Source organism: Citrobacter sp. GW821-FHT07H02, assembly GCF_059418505.1.
This window is the reverse complement of record NZ_JBWKPZ010000004.1, coordinates 167,238-183,476: the sequence shown is the minus strand read 5'-3', so window position 1 is coordinate 183,476 and position 16,239 is coordinate 167,238. Positions and strand designations below refer to the sequence as shown.

Genomic DNA, 16,239 nt, shown 5'->3' with positions numbered 1-16,239 from the left:
ATGGTGACAACCGTCAAAGGATTCCCCTCCCAAAATGGGAGAGGAATGTGAAATCAGCTACGCAGCCCACGTCCACGCTGGATCAAATACCAGCACAACATGTAGAAAGCGACGGTGAAAATCACCAGTACGCCAAACGTAGTGATTAACGGAACATCATGAATACCGAGGAAACCATAGCGGAAACCACTGATCATGTAGACGATCGGGTTCAGATGCGACAGCCCCTGCCAGAACGGCGGCAGCAGCGTCAACGAGTAAAATACCCCGCCGAGATAGGTCAGCGGCGTCAGTACAAATGTGGGAATCAGGCTGATATCATCAAAGGTTTTTGCGAACACGGCATTCAACAACCCGGCCAGCGAAAACAACACCGACGTCAATGCCAGCGTTAACGCAACGAACAGCCACGAATGAACCTGAAACGGCACAAAGAACAACGAAATTGCCGTCACCAGCACACCGACGCACAGCCCGCGCGCCACACCGCCGCCGACAAATCCGGCAATGATGACATGTGTCGGTACCGGGGCAACCAACAACTCTTCAATGTTGCGCTGAAATTTGGCGCTAAAAAACGACGACGCCACGTTGGCGTAAGAGTTGGTAATCACCGCCATCATGATAAGACCCGGCACGATAAACTGCATGTAGCTAAAGCCATGCATTTCACCTATCCGCGAACCGATCAAGTTGCCAAAAATAATGAAGTAGAGCGTCATGGTGATGACGGGCGGAACCAGCGTTTGTACCCAGATGCGCATAAAGCGCTGGATCTCTTTGGCCCAGATGCTTTTCAGCGCGACCCAGTAAAGCTGCATCATGCGCGATCTCCTTGTTTTTCATGAACCAGTGACACAAACAGCTCTTCCAGACGGTTCGCCTTATTGCGCATACTCAGCACCTGAACCCCCTGCTCGCTGAGCTGGCTGAATACACTGTTAATCCCCTGCTCGCGCAGCACTTCCACTTCCAGGGTGGCGGTATCCACCAGGCGATACTGATAGCCTTCGAGCTTCGGCAGCGGGCTTTTTGCCGCCAGATCGAGAATGAACGTTTCTGATTTCAGCTTCGAGAGCAGGTTTTTCATGGAGGTGTTTTCCACCAGCTCTCCGTGCTGAATAATCCCGATGTTGCGACACAGCATTTCCGCTTCTTCCAGATAGTGGGTCGTCAGAATGATCGTGGTGCCTTTGTCGTTTAAATCCTTCAAAAAACCCCACATTGAGCGGCGAAGTTCGATATCGACGCCCGCTGTCGGTTCATCAAGAATTAACAGTTTCGGTTCATGCATAAGCGCACGCGCGATCATCAGGCGCCGCTTCATCCCCCCCGACAACATGCGCGCCCGTTCGTTACGCTTTTCCCACAAATCGAGCTGTTTTAAGTACTTTTCGCTGCGTATGATGGCTTCATTTCGTTCGACGCCATAGTAACCCGCCTGATTCACCACGATCTGCTGGACGGTTTCAAACGGGTTGAAGTTAAATTCCTGCGGCACTAAACCCAGCTGACGTTTGGCATTGACCACATCTTTCGCCAGATCGTAGCCAAAAACACTGACGCGGCCAGACGTTTTGTTTACCAGCGAGCTGATAATACCGATCGTGGTGGATTTTCCTGCCCCATTCGGCCCCAGAAGCGCATAAAAATCACCCGCTTCGACTTGTAAATCTATCCCACGCAACGCCTGAACGCCGCCAGGGTAGGTTTTTTTAAGTTGTTGAAGTTCCAGTGCAATGGTCATAAATTTTTACTTACCTTACGTTCCTACACTTTATATGTGGTTTAAATAATCCCGGAGTTGACCTATATTAGCCCAACGCGTTTATTTGGTTACAGGTCGTTAACCTCCATGAAAGACATAGATACACTCATCAGTAACAATGCACTATGGTCAAAAATGCTGGTGGAAGAGGATTCCGGATTTTTTGAGAAACTGGCGCAAGCACAGAAGCCGCGCTTTCTATGGATTGGATGTTCCGACAGTCGCGTTCCCGCAGAACGTTTAACCGGGCTTGAACCGGGCGAATTATTTGTGCACCGTAATGTGGCCAACCTGGTCATCCACACCGACCTCAACTGCCTCTCTGTCGTTCAGTATGCCGTTGATGTGTTAGAAGTTGAACATATTATTATTTGTGGTCACTACGGTTGTGGTGGTGTTCAGGCCGCTGTTGAAAACCCGGAACTGGGGTTGATCGACAACTGGCTGCTACACATCCGTGATATTTGGTTTAAGCATAGCTCCCTGCTGGGTGAAATGCCTCAGGAGCGTCGTATGGACACCCTGTGCGAGCTGAACGTCATGGAACAGATATATAACCTGGGTCACTCCACCATTATGCAGTCCGCCTGGAAACGCGGTCAGAAAGTGACGATCCACGGTTGGGCGTATGGTATTCATGATGGCCTGCTGCGCGATCTCGACGTGACAGCCACCAGCCGCGAATCCCTTGAACAGCGTTACCGTCAGGGAATTTCCAATCTCAAACAGAAACACATCAACCACAAGTAAGTTCACAATAAAATGCCGGGCGGCGGTGTCGCCTTACCCGGCATCTGGACCTGGCTTCGCGTAAGCCTGATAAGAGAAGCGCCATCAGGCGCTTCTTTTTTTGATTACTCGTCCAGCAGTACCACTTTCCCAACATACGGCAGATGGCGATAACGCTGTGCGTAATCAATGCCATAACCCACCACAAATTCGTCCGGAATAGCAAAGCCCACGTATTCGACCGGTACGTCCACTTCACGACGCGTCGGTTTATCCAGGAGGGTACAAATCGCCAGTGATTTAGGCCCACGCAGGCTCAGGATTTCACGCACTTTTGACAATGTGTTACCGGAGTCGATGATGTCTTCGACGATCAGCACATCTTTGCCACGAATATCTTCATCCAGGTCTTTGAGGATTTTAACATCGCGGGTCGTGGACATGCCGCTACCGTAGCTGGAGGCGGTCATAAAATCGACTTCATGAGATACCTGAACTTCACGGCACAGGTCCGCCATAAACATAAATGAACCGCGCAGCAGACCCACCAGCACCATATCACTGCCGCTGTCTTTATAATGCTCAGTAATCTGACGACCCAGTTCAGCAATACGTGCTTTGATCTCCGCTTCGGGGATCATGACTTCTACAGTATGTTTCATATCTCTAACCATATGATTTAAAAACAAATCACTCAATGCCTTCTCGGAATTGCACAGCATCGAAGCGCAAGGCACGCAGTATACCAGCAAAAGTAATTGTTCGCGGCATCCGTTAATAAGTCTAATTTTACAATTAGGATCGCGCCTCTTAAATCCAAAAACCGACTACCATAAAAATCAGAAAATTGAGATAACGTATTGTTATAGCAGGAAATAACACACGATGATCGCGGTTCGTTTGGCAAAAAAATAGGCGACTCATTGTCGCCTATGCACAGCCGGATGATGAAAAGTAGCTGCCTGTTTTTTACAAAAGCAGCGTGGTGACCCCACGCTGCTTTTCTGTTTTAACGGTTATCAAACGTATCGTTGGAGCCGTCATTTTCTGCGGCAACAGACACAACAACGTCATCAAAGCGCAAATCATTCACCGCAACAATGCGTCCAAACTCCCTGGCTTCAATCCGACAGTTGCTAAAACTAATGTTCTCCATCGGTTTTTCTGGGAAGGCGACCAGATCGAACGCGCGTGCCGGTAAAGCATAGTCGGCATCCAGAGTGGCATTAACGTGACTAATGCGGATATTACGCACTTTGGTCATCTGTAAATGCTCCGGGATCTGCCTTGCTACTGCCTGCCAGTCTTCTGGCAGTTCATCAATGTTGTCAAAGAGTTTGCGGTTGTAGGAATTGTGCCAATCCATAATCCAGGAAAATGGGAATTGCACGTTGTGCATCTGCAAATTTTCCACAACCACATCTTCCATGAAACCGCCACGTTCTTTCGACGACTTCATGCGCAACCCGCAATCAGAGTTCTCAAAGGTAATGTCATGCACATAGACATTCCGAATGCCGCCGCTGACTTCACTGCCCAGCGTCACGCCGTAGCCTGAGCGAATAAGACAGTTGTCGATTTCGATATGTTCCGCAATCTTACCGACCCGGTAACCATCGCCATCACGACCCGATTTGACGACAATACAGTCATCGCCGCACGACACATCACACCGGGTGACGCGTACATGGCTGGATGAATCAATGTCAATGCCGTCGGTGCTTGGCCCATGGTTATCACGGATGGTTAAACCACTCACCAGAACCTGGTTCGCATAGGTTATCTGTAAATTCCAGAACCCGGCACGTTCAAAGGTCAGATCAGAGATCGTGACGTTTTCTGCCTTGTAAATCAGGCAGGCGCGTGGGCGTTTAACGAGGTAGTCCGCAATCCAGCGCAGCCCTTTTTTGTCGTAATCGACGCGCAGTCCACTCTCTTTATCCGGACCACAATAGAGATCCCACCAGTGCGTACCCTGACCGTCAATCTTGCCAGGACCTGAGATCTCAATGTTGTTAACCTCAATAGCATTGAGTACTGCAGCGGGCCACATCATCTCAACGCCCGCGACCCGCGTTGGGATCTCCGGATAGTCAGAAAGATCGGTAGAACCCAGCAGGGTCGCGCCTTGCGCGAATTGCAATTTGCTCCCTTCTTTCAGAAAGAGCGAACCTACCAGGTAGTTCCCCGGTGAAATCACGACGGGAAGTCCCTGTTCAGCACCAGCATCAATAGCCCGTTGAATTGCCAGAGTGTCTTTCACAACACCATCACCCATCGCACCAAAATCTTTCACTTCAATTTGTACAGGCATTAATTCAGTCCTTCTCTCATTCTCGGGGTTATTTGCTAATACCATTTAATTTATTCAGCGTTTTTTCCATTTCGAGCGTTTGTTTACGGTTCAATGGATAGAAATAAATCAGCGTTATCGCAGCCAAAAACAGGCATAACGCAGGCAAAAGATTCGCCATCGCGTAAATATTTTCCTGCACGGCACTGCTCTGGACGATTCCCCCCTTTGAAGAGGATTGATAACCGATAATGGCCAGCATGAAGCCGCCAATTGCACCCGCACACGCCTGACCCACTTTGCGGGCAAAGAAGTTCACACCATAAACGGTGCCATCCTCGCGGTCGCCGGTGACATATTGGTGATAATCACAAACATCCGTCATGAATGCCCAAATCATCAGGTTGAAGAGTCCAGCACCCAAGGTCGCAAGGAACAGGAAGACCAGATAGGTTTTCGCATCCGTGATATGGCAGAAGTACATAACCAGATACATAACCACCGAAAAGAGCAGTGCGCCTACGCTTGCCTCTTTTTTACCAAACCGCTTCGTGAGCCAGGACGCCGATGGCGCAAGCAGAACCAGAGAGCCGAAGGTAAACAGTAATGCGACAGACATCGCCTCTTTGTTGTGGAAGTAGTCATTAAACAGATAGGTCATGTTGGTACCAGAGAGCCCCTGGTTGATAACGATGAGCAAATCAACAATAACCAAAACAATCAAAGCCTTATTGCGCAACAATCCTTTCAGTAAAACAGATACTGGCACGTTCTCTTTTGTCTCAACGCGCACACGTTCCGTCGTTAACTGGCACGTCAGTGTTAAGAAGATGAAAGCCAACACTGAACATCCGATCGAAATCCAGAAGAAGCGCTCACCAGAAATAACCTGGCTACCGTCAACAAGGGTGGTATACATCAGGATAGGAATAAAGAAGCCGGTCGCCCCACCACCGATAGCGGAACCAATGCTGCGATACGTAGAGAGCGAAACACGGTCGTCCGGATTGGAACTGATAGCCGCCGACATTGCGCCATAAGGAATGTTAACGGTCGATAACAGAGCACCGTAGACAAAATAGGAGCCGCAGATGTAAATGATTTTCGCGGTATATGAAAATTCACTCACAAATGGCAGGAACAGCAATACCGCAACGGCGCAAAAAGGATACTTCATGCGACTAACCCAGGGGTTAAAACGCCCTTTGGCGGTTAGCTTAGAGGTATCGCATAAACGCCCCACGGCCACATCGACAAACGCATCAAAGAGTTTTGTCACAAAATAGAGTGACCCGACGATAACGCCAGAAATACCCAGAACATTGGTGTAATAAATCATTAAAAAACTGTTCACTAACCCAAGGATAAAACAGTTACCCAGGTCACCGCACATATAACCAAATTTATCTCTAAACCCGAAGGGCCTGATATTAATACTTTTATTACTTTCGATGATATGTTCATCTCGAACCGTCATACCAACTCCTTACACGTATTATTCACAAAAATTATGTATACATTCTGATAGTCTGGGTAATAGAAAGATGTACTATCGCTAACCATTTTTGGTACGACACATTTTCGCTGTAAAGAATAATTGGTATGACATCAAGATGGAGTGCTGGAGATCACACAATCTCAACAGCCCCTTTAACGACAGCACAAAAGGTATATATTTCAAATAAAATTGGTGTGATAACTATAATGCAGTAAAACCTGGCTACGCTTTGTAGAACTATACGTTTTACATATGAAATGGTTTCAGGAAATTAACAACACATATACATTCGCGGAAGTTATAGATGGATTACATTAATATCATTGGTTTTATTGGCGGCGGTTGCACTACCATTTCTTTTATTCCGCAGGTTGTTTTAGTGCTAAAAACAAAGTCAACGAAAGATATCTCGTTGATGATGTACTCCGTTTTTGTTTTCGGCATTTCTTTATGGCTGCTATACGGAATTTTGTCGGGCGCACTCCCCGTCATCATCCCCAATTTGATTACTTTCGTACTGGCAGGTTCAATTCTGTTTATGAAGATAAAAAACGAAATTATTCAAAAAAATCGATGATTGTAGCGCCAGGTAGTAAAGCGAGTATGGATAATGCCTGCTACTTTTACTACCTGGATAATGACAGACCAGACCTTTCCCCTGTACAGCGCCACAGAGATAAAATATCTCAGGCATCAGGTTGAGCCATTTTCGGAGTCGCGCACGCCGGCAAGCCGCGGGCGCGAAGTATTACTGAGTGGTAAATCCAAGCATCATTCCCGTATCTTCATGCTCTAACAGATGGCAGTGCGCCATATAGGCATGCTCTTTCGGGGCCTCATGATCAAACTTGACCAACACCTCGCTAACACCGCCTTCGACGCGTACTGTATCTTTCCAGCCCGTACGATGTGCTGCTGGCGTTTTGCCGTTTTCCGACAGAATACGGAACTGGGTACCGTGGATGTGGAATGGATGTAGCATCATGTCGCCCTCACCGGAGATGACCCAGCGCTCATACTGCCCTTTCGCCGCCGCAAACATCGGCTTGTTCATATCAAAAGCCTGACCATTGATCTTGTTGGCGTTATGGAAATCAAACTGCCCACCGTGATTCATATGCCCCATGTTGCCATGATTCATATTGCCGTGATTCATTTTTCCATTGCCCATATGCCCCATCATCTGCCCACTCTTCATCCCCGCCATCGCTTGATCGCCGTATTTTTGCATCAGCATTTGCATGCCCATCATGTCGAGCATAGGGTCCATGGCGAGTTGCAGCTTGCGTACCGTCAGGCCATCAAGGGACGGTAATGTCGGCATGCGGGTTAACGTATCCGGCAACGTACCAGAAGCGGTCACCACCAGCGGCTGGATGTGCATGACCGGGTGCGGTTGATCAAAAGGCGCAACCGCCATTCCCATCTGGCTGACCGGCAGAGTCACCAAATCAAACGTTTTGCCATCGCTGATATCCACCAGCACTTCGAACCGTTCCCCCATCAACATGGGCAGTTCATTCACTTTGACAGGCTCAGCCAGCAATCCACCGTCACTGGCGATCACATACAGAGGGCGGCCATCGCTGGCAGCGATGTTGAGCGAACGGGCGTTACAGCCATTGAGCAAACGCAGTCGTAGCCAGCCTCTTGGCGCGGCGTGTTGAGGGTAAATCGCCCCGTTGGTCAGCAATGTGTCACCAAACCACCCTACTGCGGCGGTCATTACATCCAGTTGGTAATTAATCTGTCCGTCAGCGGAAAACTGTTTGTCCTGGATTATCACCGGTACATCGTCGATGCCCCACTGCGTAGGGAGCAGCAGCTTACGAATCTCTTCATCTTCGATGAGCACCAGTCCCGCCAGCCCCATCGCGACCTGACGTCCTGTTTTTCCATGCTGATGTGGGTGGAACCAGCAGGTGGCGGCCCGCTGCTCAGGTGTGAACGTAACAGTGCGCGAACCACCGGCAGGAATAACGCCTTGCGGGCCTCCATCCACTTCACCAGGAATTTCCAGGCCATGCCAGTGTAATGTGGTCTCTTCAGCGAGCTGATTATGAATGTCGACGGTGACGGCTTTCCCCCTGTGCAGTTTTAACGCCGGTCCCAGCAGATTACCGTTGTAACCCCATGTCGTGGCCGTCTTGCCCGCGAATGCCGATTGCCCGGTTTTGACGATCAACTGTATTTTATTGCGTGCATCGGCGGTTAACAGATCGGGAATCGGTAACGCGGGGCGCGCGGCGGCAAAGACACTCCGGCTCCACAGTGGCAATGCAGATGCGACCCCAAGTGCGACAGAATATTTTAAGAAATCACGACGTTGCATTTTCACTTCCTTATTCTCAGCAGGCGGGACACAGCCTAAAACTTGAGCATAGACCCTCCCCCTACAGGAAGGTCAAGTCAGGGACTGCATCGAATGTAATAATAAAAGTCGTCGCCTCGCTCGCAGTATGCTAACGTTTAATTTCCGTGATGCAGTGGTAGAAGCAATGAAGACGTTTTTCAGAACCGTGTTGTTCGGCAGCCTGATGGCCGTATGCGCAAACAGCTATGCGCTCAGTGAGTCCGAAGCCGAAGATATGGCCGATTTAACGGCAGTTTTTGTGTTTCTGAAAAATGACTGCGGATACCAGAATTTACCCAATGGGCAGATTCGTCGCGCACTGGTCTTTTTTGCCCAGCAAAACCAGTGGGATCTCAGTAATTACGACACCTTCGACATGAAATCCCTCGGTGAAGACAGCTACCGGGATCTCAGCGGAATTGGTATCCCCGTCGCAAAAAAATGCAAAGCACTGGCACGAGATTCCCTCAGTCTGCTGGCCTACGTCAAATAAATTCCCCGATACCAGATTGCTGAAGTAATGACCGTGCAACACCGGTCATTGTTAGCTATGATGTTGCGCCCTTTTTCACGGGCGTCAACAATGGAGGTATCAACCAATGGCCGAAAATACCCCGTGGCATGAAACGCTACACGACCAGTTTGGTCAGTACTTTGCCGTGGATAACGTGCTGTATCATGAGAAAACCGACCATCAGGATTTGATCATTTTCGAGAACGCCGCGTTTGGTCGCGTGATGGCGCTGGACGGCGTGGTGCAAACCACCGAGCGCGATGAATTTATCTATCACGAAATGATGACCCATGTGCCCTTGCTGGCGCACGGTCACGCTAAACATGTGCTGATCATCGGCGGCGGCGACGGCGCAATGCTGCGCGAAGTGACACGCCATAAAAACATCGAAACCATTACGATGGTGGAGATCGATGCAGGTGTGGTCTCATTTTGCCGACAGTATTTGCCGAACCACAACGCAGGCAGCTACGACGATCCGCGGTTTAAACTGGTGATCGACGACGGTGTCAACTTCGTGAATCAGACTCACCAGACCTTCGATGTGATCATTTCCGACTGCACAGATCCAATTGGTCCCGGCGAAAGCCTGTTCACCTCGGCATTCTATGAAGGCTGCAAACGCTGCCTGAACCCTGGCGGGATTTTTGTCGCCCAAAATGGCGTCTGCTTCCTGCAGCAAGATGAAGCCCTCGACAGCCATCGAAAACTCAGCCACTACTTTGATGACGTTGGTTTCTATCAGGCCGCCATTCCAACCTATTACGGCGGGATCATGACCTTTGCCTGGGCGACCGACAACGAAGCCCTGCGCCATCTTTCGACCGAGATTATTCAGGCCCGATTCCACACTTCCGGTCTGAAATGCCGTTACTACAATCCGGCAATTCACACGGCTGCCTTTGCCTTACCTCAATACTTGCAAGATGCACTGTCCGCGCAGTGACTCTAAGGATGTGATAAAAATTGAAAAAGCTGAAACTGCATGGCTTTAATAACCTGACCAAAAGCCTGAGTTTTTGTATTTACGATATCTGCTATGCCAAAACCGCCGAAGAGCGTGACGGCTACATCGCCTATATCGATGAACTCTACAACGCCAACCGTCTGACCGAGATCCTCTCGGAAACCTGTTCCATCATCGGCGCAAACATCCTGAATATTGCCCGTCAGGACTACGAACCGCAGGGCGCCAGCGTCACCATTCTGGTGAGCGAAGAGCCGATGGACCCCAAACTTATCGATAAAACCGAACATCCAGGTCCTTTGCCGGAAGTGGTCGTCGCGCACCTTGATAAGAGCCATATCTGCGTACACACCTATCCGGAGAGTCACCCTGAGGGCGGATTGTGTACCTTTCGCGCCGACATTGAAGTTTCCACCTGCGGCGTGATTTCACCGCTGAATGCGCTGAATTACCTGATCCACCAGCTCGAGTCAGATATTGTGACGATTGATTATCGCGTGCGGGGTTTTACTCGTGATATCAACGGCATGAAGCACTTTATCGATCATGAGATTAATTCAATCCAGAACTTTATGTCCGAGGATATGAAGTCGCTGTATGACATGGTGGATGTGAACGTCTATCAGGAAAATATCTTCCATACCAAAATGTTGCTTAAAGAGTTCGACCTTAAGCACTACATGTTCCACACCAAACCGGAAGACCTGACAGAAACCGAGCGCAAAGAGATTACCGCTGCGCTGTGGAAGGAAATGCGCGAGATTTACTACGCGCGCAATATCCCTACAGTGTGACTGAATAGGGCAAGGACGCCCCTTTCTAACATGGGTTCGCCGGGAAGCTCAGCAGTACGGATGCAACTGACTCTTCTTCTGCAATAACCCGCAGCGCCGCGTCCCCCAATCGGCGACCGATAACCTCATGATCAACCGTAAAAAGACAAGGCGATGAGATGACCCTTGAGGAAAAGTCGCTGCTGGCGGCGGCGCACAGCATCGATTGTTCATTTAGCTCGCAGTCCGTTAACGTCGACAGGTAATGACTGGCGCCCATTAACAAAAAATCGTTTATAAAAATAATAAAATCAGGACGCTTCTTCTGCTGCATAAACTGGCGAGCGGCCATTTCGCCCGAAAACTCCGTCACTGAGCCATAGAAAATCAACGCCTCATCGACGTCGAGATTATTTCTGCGCATTTCCTCAAGGCAACCGTCCAGGAACTGCTGGCCGTGCATGCTATCTGCACCTAATGTGGCAACCGCCAGGCGCTGCGCCCCTTTACCCAACGCATAGCGAACGCAGCGCCGTCCCATCTCCTCGTGGTGAAAATCGACCCAGTTAAAATGGCCATTCAATGCAAGGCTCTGGCCCATAGTGACAAAGGGAAACTGCAATTCATTCAGTAACTCAATGCGTTCATCATTAATGCGGGTATCGGTCAGAATGATGGCATCAGCACGATTTTGCTCGATTATCTTGCGCAGTAACTGCCGCTCACCCTCACGGTCCGTCGTAATATGGATAACCGGATCGAGCCCGCTCTCTTTCAGGCTCGCCTGTAATCCTCTGGCAATGCGCATAAAAAAGGAGGCGGTATGGATATTGCCGCCGTCGGATGCGGGTAGCAGCAGGGCAACGACCCCGACCTTACCGCTGCGTAGATGCCGCGCGGAAGCGTTCGGTCGATAGCCAAACTTTTCAGCTGCAGCGAGGACCTTTTTCCGGGTATGACTGCTGATATCGCTTTTATTATTTAACGCCTTCGACACCGTTGCCGTTGAAAGACCGAGGGACGCTGCCAGTTCTTTAATATTCATCGTTCATTATGGACTAAATAGCTTCCAACAAGGATATTCCTGCCAATCTAAACCATTAATATTTTTATGACAATAAAAAAACCTCAACAGGTCAATTAATTGTGCAACGACGATCACAATTATGCTGAAAAGGCCATTGATAACAATATTTTTCAGATCTAGCATGAAACAATACGAAATCGATTAAGTATTTTTTTAAAAAGCGCCACTTATAACTTAACCGCTGACAAAGGTCGTCTCCAATGCAATTAGATAACACCCTTTCAGTCTCAGCACCACGTAATAAAACCCGACCGCAAGTTATCTGGATATGTCTGCTTGCCGCGCTGGCTGGCCTGCTGTTTGGTCTGGATATCGGCGTCATTTCCGGTGCCCTGCCGCTTATCGCCAAAGAGTACCATTTACTCGATCGGCAGCAGGAGTGGATTGTCAGCTCAATGATGGTCGGCGCGGCGGCGGCTACGCTATGTAGCGGATTTTTAGCTTATCGCTTCGGCCGCAAATATGCGCTGCTGATTGCCGCCGCTTCCTTCTGCATCGGCGCTATTATCTGCACCTGCGCAGTCAGTGCCAATATGCTGATTATCGGCCGCCTGGTACTGGGGGTTGGCCTCGGTGTCGCCTCCTACGCTACGCCGCTTTATCTTTCTGAAATAACACCGAAAAACATTCGCGGCGCCATGATTTCCGCCTACCAGTTGATGATCGCCCTCGGTATCCTCATCGTCTTTCTTACGAATACCGCCTTCAGCTACAGCGGGAACTGGCGCGGAATGCTGCTTGTAGTGGCGGTTCCTTCGTTAATCTTTCTGTTTGGCGCACTGTTTCTTCCTCGCAGCCCCCGCTGGCTTATGATCCACAATCGGGAGGAAGATGCCCGCAACGTACTGCTGCGCCTGCGCAATAGTCGTGAAGAGGTGGAAACGGAGTTGCAGGATATTAAAGAGCAGCTCAAGGTCAAACAGCAGGGTTGGCATTTATTCAAAGAGAACCGCAACTTCCGCCGGAGCGTTGGTCTGGGTATCGTCCTGCAAGTTATGCAGCAGTTTTCCGGCGTTAACGTCATGATGTACTACGCGCCGCGTATCTTCCATGAAATCGGCTTTGCTTCAACGGCAGATCAGATGTGGGGAACCGTGATCGTCGGTTTTGTCATGACCATCGCTACCTTTATCGCCGTGGGTTTCGTTGACCGCTGGGGGCGTAAACCCATGCTGTATACCGGCTTCATCACGATGGGGATCGCCATGGCCGTCGTTGGAACGCTGTTAGGAGGCGAGTCGCTCTCGGGCGTGGAAAAAGGGATCACCGTGACCATGTTGCTGCTGTTTATTGTCGGATTCTCAATGTCAGCCGGTCCGCTTATCTGGCTACTGTGTTCAGAAATTCAGCCGCTGAAGGGTCGGGAGTTCGGCATCACCTGTTCCACGTTTACCTGTCACATTGCCGGTATGATCGTAAGCGCCACGTTCTTATCGTTATTAAATTCATTAGGAAGTGCGCATACCTTTTATTTGTATTCCCTGTTAAACATCGTCGCACTGGCTATTATCTTCCGTTTTGTCCCCGAGACGAAAAATATTTCTCTGGAGCAGATTGAACAAAACCTGATGGCGGGTAAGCCGCTTCGTGATATTGGCCGATGAAAGATGGAGTCCCGGACATGAGTTTTCTGGAATTTAACCAAGATGATTTTTATATTTCTTTCGAACTTAACCATAACAGAAATATATATATCAACAGATTTTCAACACATCAGCATGCTGAAACGCACGGCGAATTCCCTTTGCTGCAGGTACACGCCAGCGGTTACAACCAGAATGATCACCATGCGCGTAAACATACTGGTAGCGAACCCGGCTCCTCGCTTCGCTATCAGACTCATCGCGAAACCGAAAACGCGATGGGAAGAAAGCTGGAGATCGACCTACAGGGTGATGAGCTCCATGCCCGCTGGCATCTGCAACATTTTCGCGGGCTGGCGGCCGCCCGCATCTGGTGTGAAATAATCAACCATAGCGATGAGCCTATCGGACTTGAGTACGTCAGTTCCCTGTCGCTCTATGCTATCGGTAGCCTGCCGTGGGAAAAAAGCGGTCGCCTGCATCTGGCGCACAATAACTGGTATGGCGAAGCACAATGGAAAAACAGCTCGCTTCCCGAGCTAGGTCTGGAAAAGGTTAACCACTTCTCACTCGACCGTATCTCCATCGAAAATACCGGCACCTGGTCAAGTATTGGTTATCTGCCCTGCGCCGCCTTTGAAGATACCATCGCGGGGACCACGCTACTCTGGCAAATCGAGCATAACGGCTCCTGGCAGTGGGAGATTGGCGATTATCGTGACCAACTCTATTTGCAGGTTAGCGGTCCGACCGAAAATGAGAGTCACTGGTGGAAGCAGCTGGCGCCAGGAGAAAGCTTTACCTCCGTCCCCGTCGCCATCACGCTGGTCACCGGAGGGCTTGATGCGGCTCTGCGCGAGATAACCCGCTACCGAAGACGGATCCTGCGTCCCTCGGCCGACAATATCGAGCTGCCGGTTATCTTCAACGACTATATGAACTGCCTTTCCGGCGATCCGACCACCGAAAAACTCATCCCGTTAATCGACGCGGCAGCAGAGGCTGGCTGTGAATATTTCTGTATCGACTGCGGCTGGTACTCGGATGGTGAATGGTGGGACGGCGTCGGCGAATGGCAACCTTCAGCAGCCCGTTTTCCCGGCGGGATCCGCGAGCCGCTGGAGTATATCGCCGCCAAAGGGATGAAATCGGGTTTGTGGCTGGAGCTTGAAGTTATGGGCACCGCCTGTCAGTTAGCGAACACCCTACCCGATGCTTGCTTTTTTATCCGCCACGGCAAAAGAGTCATTGACCATCAACGCTATCAGCTTGATTTTCGCCACCCTCTGGTGCAGGCGCACGCCGACCAGGTCATCACGCGACTGGTGGAAGACTATGGCATTAGTTATATCAAAATGGATTACAACATTAACGCAGGGAGCGGTACTGAACTTGCCGCAGATAGTCCCGGCGACGGACTATTGCAACATAACCGCGCGTGGCTGGCGTGGCTAAAAAAAACGCTGGATCGCTATCCGCATCTTGTCATTGAGAACTGCGGTAGCGGAGGGCTGCGGATGGATTATGCCTTGTTGCAGCAGCACAGCATTCAATCGGTATCGGATCAAACTGACTATCGGCTGATGGCCTGCATCGCCGCAGCCTCCGCTTCCGCAGTTACCCCAGAACAGGCGGCAATCTGGTCCTATCCGCTGCGCGAGGGCGATCGGGAAGAGGTCGTCATGAATATGATCAATAGTCTGCTACTGCGGGTTCATCAGAGCGGTCACCTGGCAGAACTCAGCAAGGAACGTTTTGCGTTGGTTCGCGAAGGGATAACCTTATATAAAACCTATCGCCAAAAAATCCCTCATCTGGAACCTTTCTGGCCTCTGGAGATGCCTTCCTTCGCTTCTCCCTGGCTGGCATTTGGGCTGCGTAACGAACAGGAAGCATGGTTGGCGGTGTGGCGTATGGAGAGCGAACAGGAGGCCATCACGCTGCCCATTCCCTTCGTTGAGACGATGACCTGCATTTATCCACAAACCGAGCAACGGCGCTGCCAGCCTGTTCTTCAGCCACAAGACATCAGCGTTTCTCTGCCAGATAAGATGACAGCAAGGTTATTCCACCTTACGTTCGCTGACTAATACTGCCCCCCGGAGTAGCCCGGATGAAGTGCGTTAGCACCGACTCCGGGAAAGTATACCCGGCGTCACTCCGTTCGTCCGGGCGACTTTATCAGCAGTCTGAATTAGCGCTGCTGCATAAACTCCCGGTAGGCGTTCACCACCTGAAGAAAATCCTCCACGCCGCAGAGCGACAGGCTCTCTTCGTCGTAGTAGTTCATCCCTTCTTCCATTTCGTCGCCAGAAAACTCAAGCTGATTAGCGCGAACCATCACCTCTTCGCCATCCATCCAGAGCGTGTATTCATGCCCTACCCGTTGCCAGGAACGTTCGCTGCCTTTCACCGCCTGCGCTGCCTGTTCCACTTCATCAAGCAAGGCCAGGTTTTCTTTCACTTCTTCATTAAACCAGTGCCCCACCACTTCGTGGCCCATGGACATCCGCACCTTTACGACTCCGGTAATATCACGCAGAAATTCGTAATCCATAATGTGTTCCTCTGCTCCCGGCAATGCGTAATTCCCGCACTGCGCCATGCTGTAATTATCGCAGCCTGGTCGCAGAAAAAAAGCGCCACGGGTGGAAGGAATGAAAATAAAAAACCC

At 50.2% G+C, this 16,239-nt stretch carries 15 protein-coding genes; 7 read left to right on the top strand and 8 right to left on the bottom strand.

Annotated features, from left to right (window positions below; all coding sequences use genetic code 11):
* Nucleotides 1-53: 53 nt before the first annotated feature.
* Complete coding sequence (locus AC07NP_RS07785; RefSeq protein WP_276292806.1) at nucleotides 54-824, bottom strand: ABC transporter permease; 771 nt, start codon at nucleotides 822-824, stop codon at nucleotides 54-56.
* Nucleotides 821-1,747 carry an ABC transporter ATP-binding protein gene (locus AC07NP_RS07780; protein ID WP_203358898.1) on the bottom strand — a complete coding sequence of 309 codons (927 nt, stop codon included), beginning with the start codon at nucleotides 1,745-1,747 and terminating at the stop codon, nucleotides 821-823. The genes AC07NP_RS07785 and AC07NP_RS07780 overlap by 4 nt, the downstream gene beginning before the upstream one ends.
* A 108-nt stretch (nucleotides 1,748-1,855) precedes the next feature.
* Here AC07NP_RS07780 and can point away from each other — a divergent pair, with 108 nt between their 5' ends.
* Nucleotides 1,856-2,518 carry a carbonate dehydratase gene (gene can / locus AC07NP_RS07775; RefSeq protein WP_203358899.1) on the top strand — a complete coding sequence of 221 codons (663 nt, stop codon included), beginning with the start codon at nucleotides 1,856-1,858 and terminating at the stop codon, nucleotides 2,516-2,518.
* A gap of 104 nt (nucleotides 2,519-2,622) precedes the next feature.
* On the opposite strand, the gene hpt is transcribed toward can, so the two are convergent.
* The 3 genes from hpt to AC07NP_RS07760 form a co-directional block, all read right to left on the bottom strand.
* Complete coding sequence (hpt, locus tag AC07NP_RS07770) at nucleotides 2,623-3,159, bottom strand: hypoxanthine phosphoribosyltransferase (RefSeq protein ID WP_192611113.1); 537 nt, start codon at nucleotides 3,157-3,159, stop codon at nucleotides 2,623-2,625.
* 347 nt (nucleotides 3,160-3,506) lie between these two features.
* On the bottom strand, nucleotides 3,507-4,811 hold the full coding sequence (locus AC07NP_RS07765; protein ID WP_203358901.1) for a glycoside hydrolase family 28 protein: 1,305 nt from the start codon (nucleotides 4,809-4,811) through the stop codon (nucleotides 3,507-3,509).
* 28 nt (nucleotides 4,812-4,839) lie between these two features.
* Complete coding sequence (locus AC07NP_RS07760) at nucleotides 4,840-6,267, bottom strand: MFS transporter (RefSeq protein ID WP_494660067.1); 1,428 nt, start codon at nucleotides 6,265-6,267, stop codon at nucleotides 4,840-4,842.
* A gap of 325 nt (nucleotides 6,268-6,592) precedes the next feature.
* Here AC07NP_RS07760 and AC07NP_RS07755 point away from each other — a divergent pair, with 325 nt between their 5' ends.
* Nucleotides 6,593-6,865, top strand: coding sequence for a SemiSWEET transporter (locus tag AC07NP_RS07755; protein ID WP_494660066.1), 273 nt, complete (start codon nucleotides 6,593-6,595; stop codon nucleotides 6,863-6,865).
* Between the two features lie 171 nt (nucleotides 6,866-7,036).
* Here the strand turns inward: AC07NP_RS07755 and cueO are convergent, their stop codons facing one another.
* On the bottom strand, nucleotides 7,037-8,620 hold the full coding sequence (gene cueO / locus AC07NP_RS07750; RefSeq protein ID WP_494660065.1) for a multicopper oxidase CueO: 1,584 nt from the start codon (nucleotides 8,618-8,620) through the stop codon (nucleotides 7,037-7,039).
* A gap of 166 nt (nucleotides 8,621-8,786) precedes the next feature.
* Between cueO and AC07NP_RS07745 the strand changes: the two genes are divergently transcribed.
* The 3 genes from AC07NP_RS07745 to speD all read left to right on the top strand — a co-directional run bounded on the left by AC07NP_RS07745 (nucleotide 8,787) and on the right by speD (nucleotide 10,916).
* Nucleotides 8,787-9,134: a YacC family pilotin-like protein gene (locus AC07NP_RS07745; RefSeq protein WP_000846617.1), complete on the top strand. Its 348-nt coding sequence runs from the start codon at nucleotides 8,787-8,789 to the stop codon at nucleotides 9,132-9,134.
* Between the two features lie 106 nt (nucleotides 9,135-9,240).
* Nucleotides 9,241-10,101, top strand: a complete 861-nt coding sequence (gene speE, locus AC07NP_RS07740; RefSeq protein WP_494660064.1) for a polyamine aminopropyltransferase — start codon at nucleotides 9,241-9,243, stop codon at nucleotides 10,099-10,101.
* Between the two features lie 20 nt (nucleotides 10,102-10,121).
* On the top strand, nucleotides 10,122-10,916 hold the full coding sequence (speD, locus tag AC07NP_RS07735) for an adenosylmethionine decarboxylase (RefSeq protein WP_494660063.1): 795 nt from the start codon (nucleotides 10,122-10,124) through the stop codon (nucleotides 10,914-10,916).
* A 25-nt stretch (nucleotides 10,917-10,941) separates the two neighbouring features.
* Here speD and AC07NP_RS07730 read toward each other — a convergent pair whose 3' ends face one another.
* Entirely contained in the window at nucleotides 10,942-11,940 is a 999-nt protein-coding gene (locus AC07NP_RS07730; RefSeq protein WP_494660062.1) for a LacI family DNA-binding transcriptional regulator, read from the bottom strand.
* Between the two features lie 242 nt (nucleotides 11,941-12,182).
* On the opposite strand from AC07NP_RS07730, the gene AC07NP_RS07725 reads away from it, so the two are divergent.
* Nucleotides 12,183-13,586, top strand: coding sequence for a sugar porter family MFS transporter (locus tag AC07NP_RS07725; RefSeq protein ID WP_494660061.1), 1,404 nt, complete (start codon nucleotides 12,183-12,185; stop codon nucleotides 13,584-13,586).
* A gap of 140 nt (nucleotides 13,587-13,726) precedes the next feature.
* Entirely contained in the window at nucleotides 13,727-15,655 is a 1,929-nt protein-coding gene (locus tag AC07NP_RS07720) for a glycoside hydrolase family 36 protein (RefSeq protein ID WP_494660060.1), read from the top strand.
* A gap of 104 nt (nucleotides 15,656-15,759) precedes the next feature.
* Here AC07NP_RS07720 and yacL read toward each other — a convergent pair whose 3' ends face one another.
* Nucleotides 15,760-16,122 carry a protein YacL gene (gene yacL, locus AC07NP_RS07715; protein WP_276292816.1) on the bottom strand — a complete coding sequence of 121 codons (363 nt, stop codon included), beginning with the start codon at nucleotides 16,120-16,122 and terminating at the stop codon, nucleotides 15,760-15,762.
* Nucleotides 16,123-16,239: the final 117 nt, after the last annotated feature.